Source organism: Janthinobacterium sp. HH102 (assembly GCF_001758625.2).
Lineage (GTDB): Bacteria > Pseudomonadota > Gammaproteobacteria > Burkholderiales > Burkholderiaceae_D > Janthinobacterium.
The window spans coordinates 4,522,283-4,539,342 of record NZ_CP062062.1 but is presented as its reverse complement, the minus strand read 5'-3'; the positions used below and the strand labels follow the sequence as shown (position 1 = coordinate 4,539,342).

Sequence of the window (17,060 nt, the reverse complement as noted above, 5' to 3'; positions counted from 1 at the left end):
ATTTAAACAACAAAAATGCCCACAAATGTTGCCGAGTGGATACAAATCAAGCCCCAACTGTCGAGTGTCATGCGGCCGTCACGATTCTGTTCTTATAATGAGACATCATAAAAATTCTTGTACAGGAGACCATCGTGGGCAATTCCTTGCATAACAAAATCTACCTGGGCCGGCGGCCTGTGATCACCAGCAAACACCTCGTGGCGCTGGCCCTGGCGGGTGCCGTTGCTGGTTGCGGCCTCGCATGGCTGCTGCTGCGCAGCTACAAATAACGCTCATCACACGCGTGTTTCCGCCGCCTGGCCGCCTGGCCGGCGGCGGTAGATGCACGTTGCCTGTTGCCGATGCGCAGCGGGGCGCGTACCATGGGGGCCGAACACCTGGCCTTTTATGGAAAAGTAATGAAGAACGAGAAATTAACAACCGATGAATATGACGCGCTGGAGCAAGTTGCACGCGGCATCAAGACCGAGCGCCCGAGCGCCTGCGTTGCCCGCAATGCCAAGCGCCTGTCGGGCCTGAAGCTGCTCAGCTATGCGCGCGATGGCCGTCTGTCCATCACCGATAAGGCGCAGCAACTGCTGTTCCTGCGCCGCTGCATCATGGGGCTGCGCGCCGTCGCCGCCGATCCGCTGACCAAGCTGGACACGGAAGTGGCATACTTTCTGGGCAAGAAAGCCCACATCGTGGCGCGCGCCGAAGGCGAGGGCCACGACATTTCCGACAAGGGCCGCGAATCGCTGGCCGACATCGACACCCTGGGACTGTAACAGCCTGTCCCGGCAACCGGCCCCTGGGGCCGGTTTTCACATCCCCCTCACTTTTATTTCCCCTTTGGAGAACACTTTGGACAGCGCGATGAACTGGTCGGCCCACGAACTGACGATGACGGTCCTGATGACGCCCGATATGGCCAACTTTTCCGGTAACGTGCATGGCGGCACCATCCTGAAATACCTCGACAGCGTCGCCTACGCCTGCGCCAGCCGCTATTCGGGCAGCTATGTGGTGACCCTGTCCGTGGACCAGGTGATGTTCCTGCAGCCTATCCACGTGGGTGAGCTGGTGACGTTCCTCGCCTCGATCAATTACACGGGCACGACGTCGATGGAAGTGGGTATCCGCGTGGTGACGGAAAACATCCAGCAGCGCCTGGTGCGCCACGCCAACAGCTGCTATTTCACGATGGTGGCCGTGGACGCCAACCGCAAGCCGGTGGCCGTGCCGCCACTGGTGCTCGAGACGCCGGAGCAGCATGCGCGCTTCGAGCAAGCCAAGCTGCGCAAGCTGTCGCGCCAGAAGGTGTCGAAGAAGTAAAGGCAATCGGCATAAAAAAACGGCCGCCAGAGTGATCTGGTGGCCGTTTTTTTTATTGCCTGCCGCCTGCTGGCGGCATGGCGCCGTGATTAACGGTCGCCGTAGCTGCGGCGTGCGCCGTCGGTGCTGCGCGGGTTGGAACCCTTGTAGCCGCCGCCGGTGCTCGGCGCGCCGTCCTTGCGCGGTGCGCCCGGCTTGCTGAACGTGCGTTGGCCTGGCTTCGCGCCGCCACGGTTGTCGCCTGGTTTCCAGCCGCCTGGACGGGCGCTCGAACGTGGTGCCGATGCCGTTTTCTTCGGCTCGAAACCTTCGATGACATTGACCGGGATCAATTGCTTGGTGAAGCGTTCGATGCGTTTGACGTTCATGCCTTCAGCGTGGTTCACCAGCGAGATGGCCAGGCCATTGCGGCCAGCGCGGCCGGTACGGCCGATGCGGTGGACGTAGTCTTCCGGGAACTTCGGCAGATCGTAGTTGAACACGTGGGTGATCGTCGGCACGTCGATGCCGCGGGCGGCAACGTCGGTGGCAACCAGCACTTTGACCTGGCCGCGGCGCATGCCGTCCAGGGTGCGGTTACGCGCGCCCTGATGCATGTCGCCGTGCAAGGCGGCAGCCGAGAAACCGGCGATGTTCAGGCGGTCGGCGATGGTGTCGGCGTCACGCTTGGTGGCGGTGAACACAACAGCCTGGTCCAGCGATTCGTCGCGCAGCAGGTGGTCCAGCAGGCGATTCTTGTGCGACAGATCGTCGACGAAGTGCACGCGCTGGGTGATGTTTTCATGCTTGTTGCTCGAGCTTGCCACCTGGATGACCAGCGGGTTTTTCGTGATGCGGCGGGCCATGTTGCCGACGACGCCGTCCAAGGTTGCCGAGAACAGCATGGTTTGACGGCCTTCCGGCGTCGCTTCCACGATTTTTTCGATGTCGTCGATGAAGCCCATGTCCAGCATGCGGTCGGCTTCGTCCAGCACCAGGATTTCCAGTTGCGAGAAGTCGATCTTGCCCGAATCCATGTGGTCGATCAGACGGCCAGGGGTGGCGACCAGGATCTCAGGATTCTTGGCCAGCAATTGCATCTGTTTAGGGTAAGGCATGCCGCCCAGAATCGACACAGCCTTGATGCGGCGGATGCCGGTGCTGTACTTGTCGGTGTTGGTGGTTACTTGCAGGGCCAGTTCGCGCGTTGGCGTCAGTACCAGCATTTTTGGCTGGGCAGCCTTGAAGCGTGGACGCTCGCCGCGGGCGCGCGATGCTTGCATTTCCTGGTTCGGCGTCTTGCCGGCGGCACTTTGTTCGGCGCTGGCCAGTTTGTGCAGCGACGGCAGCATGAAAGCTGCGGTCTTGCCCGAACCGGTCTGCGACGAGACCAGCAGGTCACGGCCTTCGATCGCGGCTGGAATCGCTTGCGACTGTACCGCGGTTGGCGCGGTGTAGCCCGATTCGGTCAGAGCGGCGATGATGGACGGATGCAGGCCTAAGGATTCAAATGTCATTCTTTTCTTTCGTAAAAATCAGCGTTCTTGCAAAAAGCAGAACGCAAAATAGCAACGCCAACCAAAACGAAATGACTCAACTAAAAAGAAATTTCGGCACAAAAGCTTTGCGCCGGGACGGTGTCAGGTGCGACACACAAGGCGGGAGGGCTTTATAAGCGGCATCCTGTGGATGCGCTAAGGCTTGCGAAGCTGCTAAGTTTGTAGTGCATGACTGCGGTGTTGCCATCGCTTCAAGGGAACATATTGCAGCGCACAACGACACTATACCGTATTTGCCGCCGTTTTGCACGGGCTAAATGGGAAGAAACGCAAGTCCTACCACGTTTTGAAGATGTTTCCTATCTGAAATCAGTAGGAATACGTAGATTTCGCCCGTTTAATTGAGCATGGCCACGATGTCGGCGGGCAGCGGCGGCGCCTGCCGTGCAGGCCGGGCTCCAGCTGATACATTCCCTTGGCATGCCGCCAGGTCGGCACACGTCACCGCATTACTCCACTTCGGGATTGACCGCCATCACTTGTGAAAAACCGCCATCGACGTAGGTGATCTCGCCCGTGATGCCCGACGCGAGGTCGGACAGCAGGAAGGCGGCCGTGTTGCCGACCTCTTCGATGGTGACGTTGCGGCGCAGCGGGGCGTGCTCGGCCACGAAGCCCAGCAGCTTGCTGAAATCCTTGATGCCGGAAGCGGCCAGGGTCTTGATGGGGCCGGCGGAGATGCCGTTGGCGCGGATGCCGCGCGGGCCTAGCGATTCGGCCAGGTAGCGCACAGACGCTTCCAGCGACGCCTTGGCCAGGCCCATGGTGTTGTAGTAGGGCACGGCGCGCACGGCGCCCAGGTAGGTCAGGGTCAGGACCGACGCGCCCGGATGCAGCAGGGGCAGGGCCGCCTTGGCCATGGCGGGAAAGCTGTAGGCGGAAATGTCGTGGGCGATGCGGAAGCTGTCGCGCGACAGGCCGTCGAGGAAGTCGCCCGCGATCGCCTCGCGCGGCGCGAAGCCGATGGCGTGCACGAGGCCGTCCAATTGATCCCAGTGGCGTGCCAGGTCGCGGAAGACGGCGGCGATCTGTTCATCGCTGGACACGTCGCAGTCGAACACCAGTTCGCTGCCGAATTCGGCCGCAAATTCCGTGATGCGCTCCTTGAAGCGTTCGCCCACATAGGTGAAGGCGAGGGTGGCGCCTTCGCGGTGGCAAGCCTTGGCGATGCCATAGGCGATGGAGCGGTTCGACAGCAAGCCCGTGATGAGGATTTTTTTGCCTTGCAAGAAAGCCATGACGACTCCTGTCTGGGGTGGTGGGTCGGGCGGATGTACAACCGGCCGCGACAGCAAAGCTGTGGCGGCCGGTGAAGTGCGTCAATACAACTCAGGCGATCAGTGACGCGCTTTTGCCCGACTGTTACCGCCGCCACGCTGGATGCGCGGCTTCACCAGCGAGATCGGTGCCGTTTGCGCCTTGCCGCCCTTGGCGACGCGGCGCAGCGTTTTGGCGGCCCGTTCAGGACGGTCCGCTTCCAGCAGCATGGTGGCGCTGTCGGCGATTTCCTGGGTGATGTCGCTGTTCATCGTGGCCGAGGTTTTCGGCACGAGGATGGTGGAACCGGCGCGCAGGCTGGTGCGCTGGGGAATATTGTTGGCCTGGCGCAGCACGTCGGCCGTGGTGCCGAATTTCGACGCCAGGGTTTCGATGCGTTCGCGCGCATTGGTGATCTTGTGCGTGGTCCAGCTCGACAAGGCATGGCCCCATTGCGCCAGGTTGGTGGTGAACTTGGCGGCGTTTTCCTGCGGCAACAGAATCTTCGTCTTTTCGCCGCCGATGATGACGGGGCGGTTAAATTGCGGATTCAAGGCCTTGAATTCATCCATCGACAGTTCGGCCAGCTGGGCGGCGACGGTGATGTCGATGTCGCTGGTCTTGTCGATGGCCGTGAAATACGGCTGGTTGTCGACCACGGGCAGGGTCAGGCCGAACTGGGCCGGATTGGCGATGATGTTTTTGACAGCTTGCAGTTTCGGCACGTAGTTGCGCGTTTCGGCCGGCATCAGGTCGGCCAGGCTTTCGAAATCGGTCGGCTTGCCCAGTGCCTGATTTTTCTTGATGGCGCGCTGCACCGAACCTTCGCCCCAGTTGTAGGCAGCCAGGGCCAGTTGCCAGTCGCCAAACATGTCATACAGGCGCTGCAGGTATGTCAGGGCCGCATCGGTCGAGGCCAGCACGCCGCGGCGCTCGTCCTTGAACATGTTTTGCTTGAGGTTGAAATCGCGCCCGGTGGCGGGCACGAATTGCCACATGCCGGCCGCATTGGCGCTGGAGAATGCCTGCGGGTTGAAGGCGGACTCGATGAACGGCAGCAAGGCCAGTTCCGTCGGCATGCCGCGCTTTTCCAGTTCCTGCACCACGTGGAAGATGTAGCGCGAGGCACGCGCCGTGGTGCGGGCGATGTAGTCGGGGCGGGTGGCGTACCAGTTGACGTGATTCGCCACCAGCTGGTTGTTGATGTCGGGAATCGCATAGCCGCTGCGAATGCGGCCCCAGACGTCGGCTTCGCGCAGCGGATCGGAATTGTCGCTGAGGTTTTTCAGCAGACGGTCGGTCTTTTGCAGGCGGTTGTCGAGGGTGGGGAGTTTCGCCGTGACCTGGGCGGTCATCGGGATCAGGGCAGGTGCGGCGGCGGCGACTGGCGCGTTATCGCTCTCAACACCGGCTTCGTACGCCTGGCTGAGGGCGGGCGCAAGCGCCAGGGCCAACGCCGCCAGGACGGTAGATTTAAAGGAGTTTTCGTGCATAGTGTTCCATTGTTGTCGTCGGAGAAACATCGGACAGACCCATGATCAAGTTGCGAGTGTACGTATATCCACATGCCGGAGTCAAGAATTATGTCAGCATGATGACAGCACATAGGCGTCAATAGCGATGTTTCCAGTCGCTAATAATGCAATTATTACAAATTTAATTTGCCAGATGTGCGATTCGGCCGCTGTTATAGCATACATGGCGACGAGGCTGGCGCAAGCTTGGCGCCCGTCCGGTATGAGACTGCGCAAAGAGTGCGTACAATTTGGCTTTGGCCGGCCATTTGGCTGCCGGCTGCCTTATTGATAGAGAGTCAAGTATATGAACACCCCGCCGCGCCACGACGACGACAACGCCGTCATCATCGCCAATACCGTTGCCTGGCTGGAAAAGGCCGTGATCGGCCTGAACCTGTGCCCGTTCGCCAAGGCCGTGCACGTCAAGAAGCAGATCCGCTATGTGGTATGCGAGTCGGAGAACCCGGAAGATCTGCTGGCGATGCTGATGGACGAGCTGCAAACCCTGGCCGACACGGACCCGGAACAGATCGACACGACCTTGCTGATCCACCCTTACACCCTGAACGATTTCCTCGACTACAACGAGTTCCTCGATGTGGCCGACGCGGCTGTAGAAGACATGCACCTGGCCGGCGAACTGCAAGTGGCCAGTTTCCACCCGCACTACCAGTTTGCCGAGACGTTCGAGGACGACATCAGCAACTACACCAACCGCTCGCCGTACCCGACCCTGCACCTGCTGCGGGAAGACAGCATCGAGCGCGCCGTCGAGGCCTTCCCGGAAGCATCGGAAATCTTCGACAAGAATATCGCCACCCTGGAAACGCTGGGCGTCGAAGGCTGGGAAAAGCTCGGCTTGCCGAAGGTATCCTGATGGGTGACAAGGAATTGCCGCCGCGTCCAGACACGCCTTGCGTGGCCGTGTGCTCGACGACGTTCGATGAAATTTGCCGCGGCTGCGGCCGCACCGTGGTGGAAGTGGCCCACTGGGTGTCGATGACGGACGAAGAGAAGGAAGTGGTGTGGGTGCGTATCCTGGCGCAGGGGTATCCGCGCCGGAATACCTGACGTTTGTATTGCCAAACCCAAGGGCAACTGCTGGGGTCAGACCCCCTCACATGCCGGCGATGACTTTTGTGTGAGCGGCATTGAGGGTCTGACCCCGGTACTTTTGGCGTCAACTATTAATAACTACCGATAAAATCTTTCTTGCCGACTTCGATGCCATTGTGGCGCAGGATGTCGTACGCCGTCGTCGCGTGGAAGAAGAAGTGCGGCAGCGCGTAGTGGAACAGATAGGTCTGGCCCGTGAAGTGCTTGGTCTTTTCGCCGCTGCCGGTGGTGATGGCGCGCGTTTCGCTGCCGTCGATGTCCGCTTGCGGCAGGCTTTCCAGGAAGGCGATGGTTTTCACGATGCGCGCTTTCAGCTCTGCAAAGCTCTGTTCGCTGTCTTCATACGGCGGCACGGCCACGCCGGCCAGACGCGCGCCGCAGCCCTTGGCGAAGTCGGTGGCGATCTGGATCTGGCGCACGAACGGCAGCATGTCCGGGAACAGGCGGAATTGCAGCAGGGCGTTCGGGTCGATTTTCTTGTCTTGCGCGTGCGTTTCCGCCTTGTCCAGGATGGCGGCCAGGCTGCCCAGGATCTGTTTGAAGACGGGGATCGAAGCGGAGTAGATGGAGAAGGTCATGGTGGTTCCTCTAGGTAAAGTGGCGCGATGATAGCAAGCCGCGCGCTTTTTTGCTGGCGCCGCCCTGGCGCGCCGGCCCACGTGTGGTTTTTCAAGCCTGTCTATATAGCATGACCTGGATGCTGACACGTGTTTATTGGTGACTTTTCCCGCTTTTTCCATGCATAATTGCTTTTGAAAAAGTTTCTTCCCGCCTTGTCACCTGAATTCCCCTGTAAAGTTCGATGATCGCCCGCCTGATCCCTGTTGCCCTGTTGCCGCATGTTTAATTCACCTTACCAGCGCCTGCGCGCCAGCCTGCGCGTGCTGTACGGCTCATCGATCTATGGCGCCCTGCTGCTGGTGGTGTTCGGCGGCCTGGTCGTGCCCGCCATTTTCGGCAGCTATGTGCTGGTCGGCGTGCATGAGCGCCAGTCGGCGCGCACCAGCCTGAACGAAGCCTTGCAGCGCAATGCCGACATCCTGGCGCTGGGCATGCAGGAGTCGCTGTGGAACATGAATGCGGAATCGGCCCATTCGCTGGTCGAATCGGTGATGCGCGACCGCGCCGTGCTGCTGGTGAAGGTGCTGGGGCAGGGCGACACGGAATTCATCCGTCTGCAGGCGCCGCAGCGGCCCGTGGGCAATCTGTACCGCGCCGAACGCGACATCCTCGTGCGCGGCGAACGCATCGGCCATATCGTCGTCGAGATGGACGACGCGCGCAGCCAGCAGGAGCTGCGCGAAAAGCAGATGTCCTATATTTTCGTGCTGGGCGCCCAGCTGGCCGTGTCGATGGCGCTGATCGTGCTGTTCCTGAACCGCCGCCTGCTCAAACCCCTGCGCCGCCTGACGCGCTTTTCCGACCGCCTGTCGCACGGCGATTTCGACACGCCGCTGACGTCGCACAGCAATGATGAACTGGGTCGCCTGACGGCCCAGCTCGAGCAAATGCGCGCGGCCATCGGCCAGCTGTTCGAGGATGTGGGTCAGCGCGAAGAGCGTTTCCGCACCATCGTCACGCAGGTGCCGGGTGCCGTTTTCCGCTACCGGCCCGATGGGCCCATCGATTTCGTCAGCGACGCCATCGAAGAGATCGCCGGCTATTCGGCGCACCAGTTCATGCGCGGTACCACGCATGCCTGGGCCGACCTGATCTGTCCGGAAGACCGGCGCGAGCACCGCCGCGCCGTGCGCCAGGCGGTGGCCGACGAACGGCCGTATGCGCTCGAATACCGCATCATCGACGCTTTCGGCATCGAGCGCTGGGTGGCCGAGAATGGCCAGCCGCAGGCGGGCGAGCAGGGCGTCATCTGGATCGACGGCATCATTGCCGACATCAGCCAGCGCAAGCACCACGAGATGCGCATCGAGGCGCTGCTCACGGAGCAGAGCGCGATCCTCGACAACGTGATGTTCGGCGTGATGTTCGTGCGCCACCGCCGCATCATTTCCGTCAACCGCCGCTGCGAGGAACTGTTCGGCTACGGCCATGCCGAGATGACGGGCAGTTCCACCGCCATCGTGTTCATGACCTCATATGACTTCGAGGAGGCGGGTGAGCGCCAGTATCCGGCAATGGCCGCAGGCGGCGATTTCAGCGAGGAGCGCCAGTACAAGCGCCGCGACGGCAGCCTGTTCTGGGCGCTGGTCAGCGGTTGCGCACTCGATCCCCTGCGCCCCAACGAGGGCAGCATCTGGGTGTATGCCGATATCACGGCGCGTAAGGAAGCCGAGGAAAAGCTGCGTTTGTCGGCCACCGTGCTCGAACATATCGCCGACGGCGTGATGGTGGTCGATGCGGGCGGCATCATCGTCACCGTCAATCCCGCCTTCACGCAGATCACCGGCTATACCGAAGCCGAAGCGGTGGGCCAGCATTCCTCGCTGACACGCTCGGCGCGCCACGACTCTGCGTTCTACCAGGCCATGTGGGACGAATTGAAGGCCAGCGGTTTCTGGCGCGGCGAGATCTGGCACCAGCGCAAGAACGGCGAGCTGTATCTGGAGTGGCTGACGATCAGCGCCGTGCGCGACGCGCGCGCCGGCACCACGCATTACGTGGGCGTGTTCAGCGATATCACGCTGGTCAAGGAGTCGCAGGAAAAGCTCGACCACATGGCCCACCACGATCCGCTGACGGCGCTGCCGAACCGCCTGCTGTTCCACGACCGCCTGCAGCACGCGCTGCTGCGCGCCGCGCGCGACCAGGAGCAGCTGGCCGTGCTGTTCATCGACCTGGACCGCTTCAAGAACGTCAACGACACCCTGGGCCACCACGTGGGCGACGAATTGCTGCAGAAGGTGGCCGGCCAGCTGGCGGCCCGCCTGCGCGAAGGCGACACCCTGGCGCGCCTGGGCGGCGACGAGTTCATCGTGCTGCTCGAGGGTATCGACGGCGAGTACGGCGCGACGCAGGTGGCGGAAAAGCTGATGACCATGTTCGACCAGCCGTTCACGGTGGCCGACCACGAACTGTTCGTCACCTGCAGCGTGGGCATCAGCCTGTATCCGGACGATGCGCTGGACTTGAACATGCTGATACGCAATGCCGACGTGGCCATGTACCAGGCCAAGGCGCGCGGGCGCAACGGCTACCGCTTCTATGCGCCGTCGATGACGGGCGAGGGCGTCGAGCGGCTGCGCCTGGAAACGTTCCTGCGCCGTTCGCTGGAAAAGCACGAGATGTTCCTCAATTACCAGCCGCAGGTGGAAATCGACACGGGCCGCCTGGTCGGCGTCGAGGCGCTGGTGCGCTGGAACCACCCGGAACTGGGCCTGGTGCCGCCCGCGCGTTTCATTCCGCTGGCCGAAGACAGCGGTTTCATCAACCAGTTGGGAAAATGGGTGCTCGACGAAGCGTGCCGCCAGATGATGCGCTGGCAGGCGCAAGGCTTGCATGTGCCGAAGATGGCCGTCAACCTGTCCGTCAAGCAGTTCGAACGGGGCAGCATCGCCGGCATGGTGGCCGCCATCTTGCAGGAAACGGGTCTCGAGCCGCAGCGGCTGCAGCTGGAAGTGACGGAGTCCGTCATCATGAACACGGGCGACGCCCTCGGTTTCATCAACGACTTGCACGCCATTGGCGTGGGCCTGGCCATCGACGATTTCGGCACCGGCTATTCCTCGCTCGCGTATCTGAAACAGCTGCCCGTGCAGACCTTGAAGATTGACCGCTCCTTCATCAAGGATATCTCGACGGACGTCAATGACGAAGCGATTGCGATTGCCATCATCCAGCTGGGCAAGAGCATGCAATTGTCCGTGATCGCCGAAGGCGTGGAGACGGAAGAGCAGGCCGCCTTCCTGCTGCGCCATGGCTGCAAGCTGGCGCAAGGTTATTTTTATAGCCGTCCGGTGCTGGCACAGGATATGCTGGAGCGCTGGATCGATCACTCACTACTATAAAGGACAGCCCATGGCCGCACAATCCTCCCCGTCGCGCCGCCGTTTCCTGCTCGGCGGCCTTGGCCTCGGCGTGGCCGGCGTGGGCGCCCTGGTACTGGGATGGGGCGTGCTGCCGCCGCGCCAGCGCCTGCATGGCAGTGCGCCGCTGCCGCTCCAGGATGGCGCCGTGGCCTTGAACGGCTGGCTGGCCATAGGCACGGATGGCACGGTGACCCTGGCCATGCCGCGCAGCGAGATGGGGCAGGGCGTGCACACGGCCTTGCCCATGCTGGTGGCCGAGGAACTCGACGTGCCGCTGGCCAGCGTCAAGCTGATCCAGGCGCCGAACGATAAAATCTTCGGCAATGTCGCCATGCTCAAGGATAGCCTGCCGTTCCATCCCGATGACCAGGGCCGCGTCAAAGCGCTGGCCCAGTGGACGGTGGCCAAGGCGGCGCGCGAACTGGGCGTGATCGTCACTGGCGGCTCGTCGAGCGTGAAGGATGGCTGGGGTCCGATGCGCGAGGCGGGGGCGTCCGCGCGCGCCATGCTGCTGCAAGCCGCCGCCGCGTTGTGGCAGGTGCCTGCCGCGCAATGCCGCACGGAAAATGGCGACGTGCTCCACCCCGATGGCCGGCGCGCCAGCTACGCCAGCCTGGCGCAGCGCGCCGCCGCCATCGATCCGGGCACGCCCGTGCTGAAACTGCCCAAGGATTTCAAACTGATCGGCCAGCCGGCGCCGCGCCGCGACACGCCGTCCAAAGTCAACGGCAGCGCGCGTTTCGGCATCGATGCGCGTCCGCCCGGCATGCTGTACGCGGCCCTGCATCTGCCGCCGCGCCTGGGCGATACCTTGTCCGCGTTCGATGCGGCGCCCATCCTGGCCATGCCCGGCGTAAAGAAAGTGCTGGACCTGACGCCGCAGCTGGCCCAGCGCAGCGTCTCGTGTGCCGCCGTGGTGGCCGACACTTGGTGGCGCGCCAGACAGGCGGCCGCCGCCTTGCCGACGCAGTGGAAGGCCGGCCCGCAGGCGAACTTGTCCAGCGCGGGCGTGTATGCGGAATTTGCCCGCCTGCTGGACACCGAGGCCGGTTACGCCTACCACGCCAGCGGCGAGGTGGAAAGTAAAGCCGTGCAAGGCTTGCGCAGCGTCAAGGCCGAATACCGCGCGCCGTTCCTTGCGCACGCCGCCATGGAACCCGTCAACTGCACCGCGCAGGTGAAAAATGGCAAGGTGATGCTGTGGGTGTCGACGCAGGCGCCCGGCATCGCCGTCGACGTGGCGGCGAAAGTGGCCGGCGTCGATGCGCAGGATGTCAGCATTGAAGTGCTGCTGCTCGGCGGCGGTTTCGGCCGCCGCCTGGAAGTGGACATGGTGGCGCAGGCCGTGGCCATCGCGCTGCAGTGCGATGGCGCGCCCGTGCAGCTGGTGTGGACGCGCGAACAGGACACCAAGCACGATATGTACCGTCCCGCCGCGCTGGCCCGCTTCGCGGCCCGGCTCGACGAGCATGGCCGCATCGCTTCCTGGGACAATAAATCCGTCAGCGGCTCCATTACGCACCAGTACCTGCAGCGCAATTTCGGCCTGCCCGGCGCCGGGCCGGACAAGACCACGGCGGAAGGCGAATTCGACATGCCGTATGAAATCGCCAACCAGCGCATCGCCCACGTGATCGCCGACAGTGCCGTGCCGGTCGGCTACTGGCGCTCCGTCGGGCATTCGCATAATGCATTCTTCAAGGAAAGCTTTATCGACGAACTCGCGCATGCTGCGGGGCAGGACGGCATCGCCTTCCGCCGCGCCATGCTGACGCAGCATCCGCGCCACCTGGCCGTGCTCGATGCAGCCGTCGCCAGGGCGGGCAGTGCTCCGCCCGGCCATGCGCATGGCGTGGCCCTGCACCAGTCGTTCGGCAGCATCGTCGCGCAAGTGGCGCAAGTGTCCGTGGAAAACGGCGAGATCCGCGTGCAGCGCGTCGTGTGCGCCATCGATTGCGGCATCGCCGTCAATCCGAACATCATCGCCCAGCAGATGGAGTCAGCCGTGCTGTTCGGCCTGTCGGCGGCGCTGGGCGGCGAGATCACGTTCCAGGAAGGGAAGGTCGAGCAAGGCAACTTCCACGACTATCCGGTGCTGCGCATGGGGCAAACGCCCGAGGTTGAAACCATCATCATCGCCAGCGCCGAGCATCCGGAAGGCGTGGGCGAACCGGGCACGCCGCCGATCGCGCCGGCCGTGGCCAACGCCGTGTTCAGTCTGACGGGCAAACGCCTGCGCAGCTTGCCGCTGCGCCTGGCTTGATGCGGATCAGGCCAGCGTGGTAGCCAGTAAATGGCGCAGATTGCAGTCGCGCTGCCAGTCGCGCCGTTCCTGCGTGCTGGTGGCCAGCGCCGCCAGTTCCTCGGCGCTGAGCGCCTGCTGCGCCTGCACCATGCGGTGCGCCAGGCCGCCGTCGGGCAGCACGGTGCCGAAGAAGGCCACGTTATCCTCGCGCTGGATCAGCAAGGTGGGGAAGTTGTCGATGTCGAGGTCGCCCACCACGTCGGCCTGGTCTTCGATGTCGATCCAGACGAAGACGGTGTCCGGATGGCGCGCGGCCAGTTCCTCGAACGTGGCGCGGTAGCTGCCGCAAGTGCCGCACCACAGCGCGCACAGGCAGGCCACCGTCCAGCGCGGGCCGGCCAGGGCTGCCGCGACGTCGGCGCGGTTATCGGTCGTGAGGGTCAGGCTGTACATGGCTGTATATATTAGTAGGCTGATGGGCGCGGGCGCCCGATGCGCGTATTCTACCGCGCCCGGCCCCCTCAGTCCCGAGAATGCATGAGCTTGTTTATGGGTGTTTTTTGATGCAATACACCTTTCTGGTGGATAATGCTGATAATTGCGCGCTGATTACGCTGGTCCATGCTGTTTCCTGGCCCCGCAGCCTGACCCCCTCCAGTCTGTTTTCATGCCCTGCCCGGTGTCAGCGCTCCCGCCTTTGTTTATTTTTATTATGGAATTAGCCAGCTTATGTTGAGTTACCGCCACGCCTTTCACGCGGGTAATCACGCCGATGTGTTGAAACATTATGTGCAGATTCAGTTGTTGCAATACCTGAATCAAAAAGATACCGCCTATAGTTATATCGATACCCATTCCGGCGCGGGCGTGTATGCGCTCGACGGCGGTTATGCCTCGAAAAATGCCGAGTACGAAACGGGCATCGCGCCCCTGTGGGACCGTACGGACTGGCCGGCCTCGCTGGCCGAGTACATGAAGCTGATCAAGGAAATGAATCCGAGCGGCAAGATGCGCTACTACCCGGGTTCGCCGTACTGCGCCGACAAGGTCAGCCGCGAGCAAGACCGTCTGCGCCTGTTCGAACTGCATCCTGCCGATGCCAAGATTCTGGCTGACAACTTCCGCAAGGTCGAGGCGCATGCGCTGGCCCAGGGCGAGCGTCCGACCGTGCGCGGCAAGCGCGTGCTCATCACCAAGGCGGACGGTTTCCAGAGCCTGAAAGCCCTGCTGCCGCCGCCATCGCGCCGCGCGCTGGTGCTGATCGACCCGCCATACGAAGACAAGATGGATTACCGCAGGGTCAAGGACACCCTGGCCGACGCCCTCGTGCGCTTCCCGTCCGGCATCTACGCCGTCTGGTACCCGGTGCTGCAGCGCATGGAATCGCGCCAGTTCGCCGACAAGCTCAAGCAATTGCCCAGCTCGGACTGGCTGCACGTGACCCTGACCGTCAACACGCCGTCGCCGGACGGCTTCGGCCTGCACAGCAGCGGCATGTTCATCTTGAACCCGCCGTACACCTTGGAGCCGATGTTGCGCGAAGTCATGCCGTACCTGGTGAAGGTATTGGGCCGCGACGATGGCGCCAAGTTCGTGCTGGAAACGGGCAAGGGCGGACAGAAAAATACGGGCACGCGCCGCGTATAGTGACTGTCGTAGTGAGGTAATACAAACGCCACGGTGCAGTCGACCGTGGCGTTTTTTATTGGCTGGCGAGGAATTACTGTCCCAGCAGCAAGAACACGGTGGGTTTCTTGTGGAAGTCCGGCGCCTTGCCGGCGGCCAATTGTTTCTTCCACTGTCCGCCATTCCACGTCTGCACGTTTTCCGAGTCCAGGCTCAGGTCCGTGGCGACGCAGATCAGGGTTGACGGCGCGCATTGCGCCACGAGGGCTTCGAGCATGGCGGCGTTGCGGTAGGGCGTTTCGATGAACAGCTGAGTTTGCTTTTCATTGCGCGAACGGCTTTCCAGTTCCTTGATGCGCTTGGCGCGCAGGGCCGCGTCCGTGGGCAGGTAGCCGTTGAAGGCGAAGCTCTGGCCGTTCAAGCCGCTGGCCATCACGGCCAGCAGGATCGACGACGGGCCCACCAGCGGACGCACTTTAATGCCGTGCTGATGCGCCAGGCGTACCAGGTCGGCGCCGGGGTCGGCCACGGCGGGCACGCCCGCTTCCGACACGAGGCCCGCATCGCGTCCCGCCAGCAGCGGTGCCAGCAAGCCGGCCAGCGCTTGCGCCGGGGTATTGACGTTGAGTTCGGAAATCGTGATTTCCTGCAGCGGCTTGGCCAGCGGATGCTGGTTGCCGATCAATTTCAGGAAGGCGCGCGCCGTCTTGGCGTTTTCCGCGACGAAATAATCGAGTTGCGAGGTGATCTGCCGCACCTGCTCGGGAATGATACGGGCCAGCGGGTCGATGGCGCCATCGGACAGGCCGAGGTGGTTGGGGATCAGGTACAGGGTGCCGGTCATGGATTTTAGTCAGTCATGTTAGTACCCCAACGTCAAACTGCCGGGGTCAGTCCCTTCGGGATCGGAGTGTGCTCCATTGGAGCGCACTCCCCCGTCGGGTCTGACCCCAGATGTTGCCGTTAGGGGTATTTTAAATTTTAAAAAACGCCACGCCCGCCTTGCGCAGCATGCCGGTGAGGGCGATCAGCGGCAAGCCGGTGAGGGCGGTCGGGTCGGTGCTGTCGATGCGTTCGAGCAGGGCGATGCCCAGGCCTTCGTTCTTGGCGCTGCCGGCGCAGTCGTACGGCTGCTCGATGCGCAGGTAGGCGTCCAGTTCCGCGTCGGGCAAGTCGCGCACGGTGACGAGGGTCTGGATATCTTCCACCTGGGCCACGGCCGGAGTGTGGCGCCCGTCGAGCAGGCACAGGGCCGTGTGGAACACGGTCTGGCGCCCGCGCATGGTTTGCAGCTGGCGCAGGGCATAGTCATGGTTGCCGGGCTTGCCGATCTGCGCGCCGTCCAGGGTGGCGACCTGATCGGAGCCGATGACGAGACTGCCGGGATAGCGGTCGAGCACGGCCTGTGCCTTGGCCTGGGCCAGGCGCAAGGCCGTGGCGCTGGGGCTTTCGCCTGGCAGGGGGCTTTCGTCGAGATCGGGCACGGCCACCTCGAAAGGCAGGCGCAGGCGTTGCAGCAATTCCTTGCGGTAGGTCGAGCTCGATGCAAGAATCAAGCGCAATGGGGCGGAAGTTGGTATCATTCGGTAGTGGATGGCGGCCGGCATGGCCGCGCAGGTCGATGTCAGTGGGATTTCACGCAAATTCCAGGGCGCAGAGCCCATAACTGAGGCTCCATGCGGCATGACGGTGTTGATGAAGTTGTCATGTTGATGGCAATGATTGCGTCAAAAAAGATGCTTAGCCTTTGACTCCGTGCTAAAAACCCTGTTATTATCGCAGGTTTTCCGGGGAAATTTTCTACCAATGAATGCTTTTGTGATCGACGCCTTTGATTTTTGTCGTATCAGCGGGAGCCGCGAGGGTGTAACTCCTGTCGCTGAAATGACCCGGTTGACCAAGGATTGTGCAGATAATTCCGGCGAGATCGCCTGGAAGATCGTCGGCGGCACCAGCAAGCTGGGCTACCCACAACTGACCTTGTCGGTCAACGGCACCGTTCAGCTGGTTTGCCAGCGCTGCCTGACTCCGTATGCTTACGCAATTGATTCGACGACCACTCTGATGCTGGGCAAGGATGACGAGCACGCGGACGAGATCGAAGAAATCATCAACGATGAATCGATCGACGTGATCGTCGGCAGCCGCAGCATTGATGCCGCGGCCCTGATCGAAGATGAAGCCTTGCTGGCCCTGCCGCAGGTACCCAAACACGACGTCTGCCCCGATACGGCGCAGCTCGATGCTCTCAAGACTGAAAAGAAGTCGCCGTTCGCGGCACTGAAAGACTTGAAGCCAGAATAAGTAGTGTAAGAAAGGAAGCCTTAAAAAACCGTAGCGAGCGGCCCGATATCGTCTTGAGTAGCGCAAGCGTACGGAAGTACTGAGCGCCGCCGAGGCGATAGCGGGAAGCGCAGTAGGTTTTTGATGCTTCCTGTAAAGAACGTGTCAAACGCGT

Annotated in this window: 16 protein-coding genes; 9 read left to right on the top strand and 7 right to left on the bottom strand. The window is 62.2% G+C overall.

Features of this window, described 5'->3' with window-relative positions; translation table 11 throughout:
- The first annotated feature begins 134 nt into the window (after positions 1-134).
- The 3 genes from JAB4_RS20660 to JAB4_RS20650 all read left to right on the top strand — a co-directional run bounded on the left by JAB4_RS20660 (position 135) and on the right by JAB4_RS20650 (position 1,317).
- Positions 135-272, top strand: coding sequence for a hypothetical protein (locus JAB4_RS20660; protein ID WP_162995739.1), 138 nt, complete (start codon positions 135-137; stop codon positions 270-272).
- Positions 273-401: 129 nt separating this feature from the next.
- Positions 402-770: a hypothetical protein gene (locus JAB4_RS20655; protein WP_070223908.1), complete on the top strand. Its 369-nt coding sequence runs from the start codon at positions 402-404 to the stop codon at positions 768-770.
- A gap of 88 nt (positions 771-858) precedes the next feature.
- On the top strand, positions 859-1,317 hold the full coding sequence (locus JAB4_RS20650) for an acyl-CoA thioesterase (protein ID WP_034750191.1): 459 nt from the start codon (positions 859-861) through the stop codon (positions 1,315-1,317).
- A gap of 89 nt (positions 1,318-1,406) precedes the next feature.
- Here the strand turns inward: JAB4_RS20650 and JAB4_RS20645 are convergent, their stop codons facing one another.
- The 3 genes from JAB4_RS20645 to JAB4_RS20635 all read right to left on the bottom strand — a co-directional run bounded on the left by JAB4_RS20645 (position 1,407) and on the right by JAB4_RS20635 (position 5,605).
- Positions 1,407-2,813, bottom strand: a complete 1,407-nt coding sequence (locus tag JAB4_RS20645) for a DEAD/DEAH box helicase (RefSeq protein WP_035820280.1) — start codon at positions 2,811-2,813, stop codon at positions 1,407-1,409.
- A 491-nt stretch (positions 2,814-3,304) separates the two neighbouring features.
- Positions 3,305-4,093: an enoyl-ACP reductase FabI gene (gene fabI / locus JAB4_RS20640; protein WP_070223906.1), complete on the bottom strand. Its 789-nt coding sequence runs from the start codon at positions 4,091-4,093 to the stop codon at positions 3,305-3,307.
- Positions 4,094-4,192: 99 nt separating this feature from the next.
- Positions 4,193-5,605: a transglycosylase SLT domain-containing protein gene (locus JAB4_RS20635; protein WP_070223904.1), complete on the bottom strand. Its 1,413-nt coding sequence runs from the start codon at positions 5,603-5,605 to the stop codon at positions 4,193-4,195.
- A gap of 328 nt (positions 5,606-5,933) precedes the next feature.
- Here JAB4_RS20635 and JAB4_RS20630 point away from each other — a divergent pair, with 328 nt between their 5' ends.
- Together JAB4_RS20630 and JAB4_RS20625 are read left to right on the top strand one after the other, a co-directional pair.
- Positions 5,934-6,506 (top strand): DUF1415 domain-containing protein, encoded by a 573-nt coding sequence (locus JAB4_RS20630; protein WP_070223902.1) that lies wholly within the window; start codon positions 5,934-5,936, stop codon positions 6,504-6,506.
- A complete protein-coding gene (locus tag JAB4_RS20625; protein WP_070223900.1) occupies positions 6,506-6,700 on the top strand; it encodes a DUF1289 domain-containing protein in 195 nt (64 codons plus the stop codon). Before JAB4_RS20630 ends, JAB4_RS20625 begins: the two co-directional genes overlap by 1 nt.
- A gap of 116 nt (positions 6,701-6,816) precedes the next feature.
- On the opposite strand, the gene JAB4_RS20620 is transcribed toward JAB4_RS20625, so the two are convergent.
- Positions 6,817-7,323, bottom strand: a complete 507-nt coding sequence (locus JAB4_RS20620; protein WP_034779265.1) for a DUF1993 domain-containing protein — start codon at positions 7,321-7,323, stop codon at positions 6,817-6,819.
- Between the two features lie 261 nt (positions 7,324-7,584).
- Between JAB4_RS20620 and JAB4_RS20615 the strand changes: the two genes are divergently transcribed.
- The gene (locus JAB4_RS20615) at positions 7,585-10,710 is read left to right on the top strand and encodes an EAL domain-containing protein (RefSeq protein ID WP_070223898.1); all 3,126 of its coding nucleotides are present in this window, start codon (positions 7,585-7,587) and stop codon (positions 10,708-10,710) included.
- A gap of 10 nt (positions 10,711-10,720) precedes the next feature.
- Positions 10,721-12,994 (top strand): molybdopterin cofactor-binding domain-containing protein, encoded by a 2,274-nt coding sequence (locus tag JAB4_RS20610; protein WP_070223896.1) that lies wholly within the window; start codon positions 10,721-10,723, stop codon positions 12,992-12,994.
- 6 nt (positions 12,995-13,000) lie between these two features.
- Here JAB4_RS20610 and JAB4_RS20605 read toward each other — a convergent pair whose 3' ends face one another.
- Positions 13,001-13,429 carry a thioredoxin family protein gene (locus JAB4_RS20605; protein WP_070223894.1) on the bottom strand — a complete coding sequence of 143 codons (429 nt, stop codon included), beginning with the start codon at positions 13,427-13,429 and terminating at the stop codon, positions 13,001-13,003.
- Positions 13,430-13,705: 276 nt separating this feature from the next.
- Here JAB4_RS20605 and rlmJ point away from each other — a divergent pair, with 276 nt between their 5' ends.
- Positions 13,706-14,623: a 23S rRNA (adenine(2030)-N(6))-methyltransferase RlmJ gene (rlmJ, locus tag JAB4_RS20600; RefSeq protein ID WP_070223892.1), complete on the top strand. Its 918-nt coding sequence runs from the start codon at positions 13,706-13,708 to the stop codon at positions 14,621-14,623.
- Between the two features lie 73 nt (positions 14,624-14,696).
- Here rlmJ and JAB4_RS20595 read toward each other — a convergent pair whose 3' ends face one another.
- Complete coding sequence (locus tag JAB4_RS20595; protein WP_070223890.1) at positions 14,697-15,446, bottom strand: SAM-dependent methyltransferase; 750 nt, start codon at positions 15,444-15,446, stop codon at positions 14,697-14,699.
- A 130-nt stretch (positions 15,447-15,576) separates the two neighbouring features.
- On the bottom strand, positions 15,577-16,185 hold the full coding sequence (locus tag JAB4_RS20590) for a Maf-like protein (RefSeq protein ID WP_070224171.1): 609 nt from the start codon (positions 16,183-16,185) through the stop codon (positions 15,577-15,579).
- A gap of 223 nt (positions 16,186-16,408) precedes the next feature.
- Between JAB4_RS20590 and JAB4_RS20585 the strand changes: the two genes are divergently transcribed.
- A complete protein-coding gene (locus tag JAB4_RS20585; protein WP_070223883.1) occupies positions 16,409-16,906 on the top strand; it encodes a DUF177 domain-containing protein in 498 nt (165 codons plus the stop codon).
- Positions 16,907-17,060 lie beyond the last annotated feature (154 nt).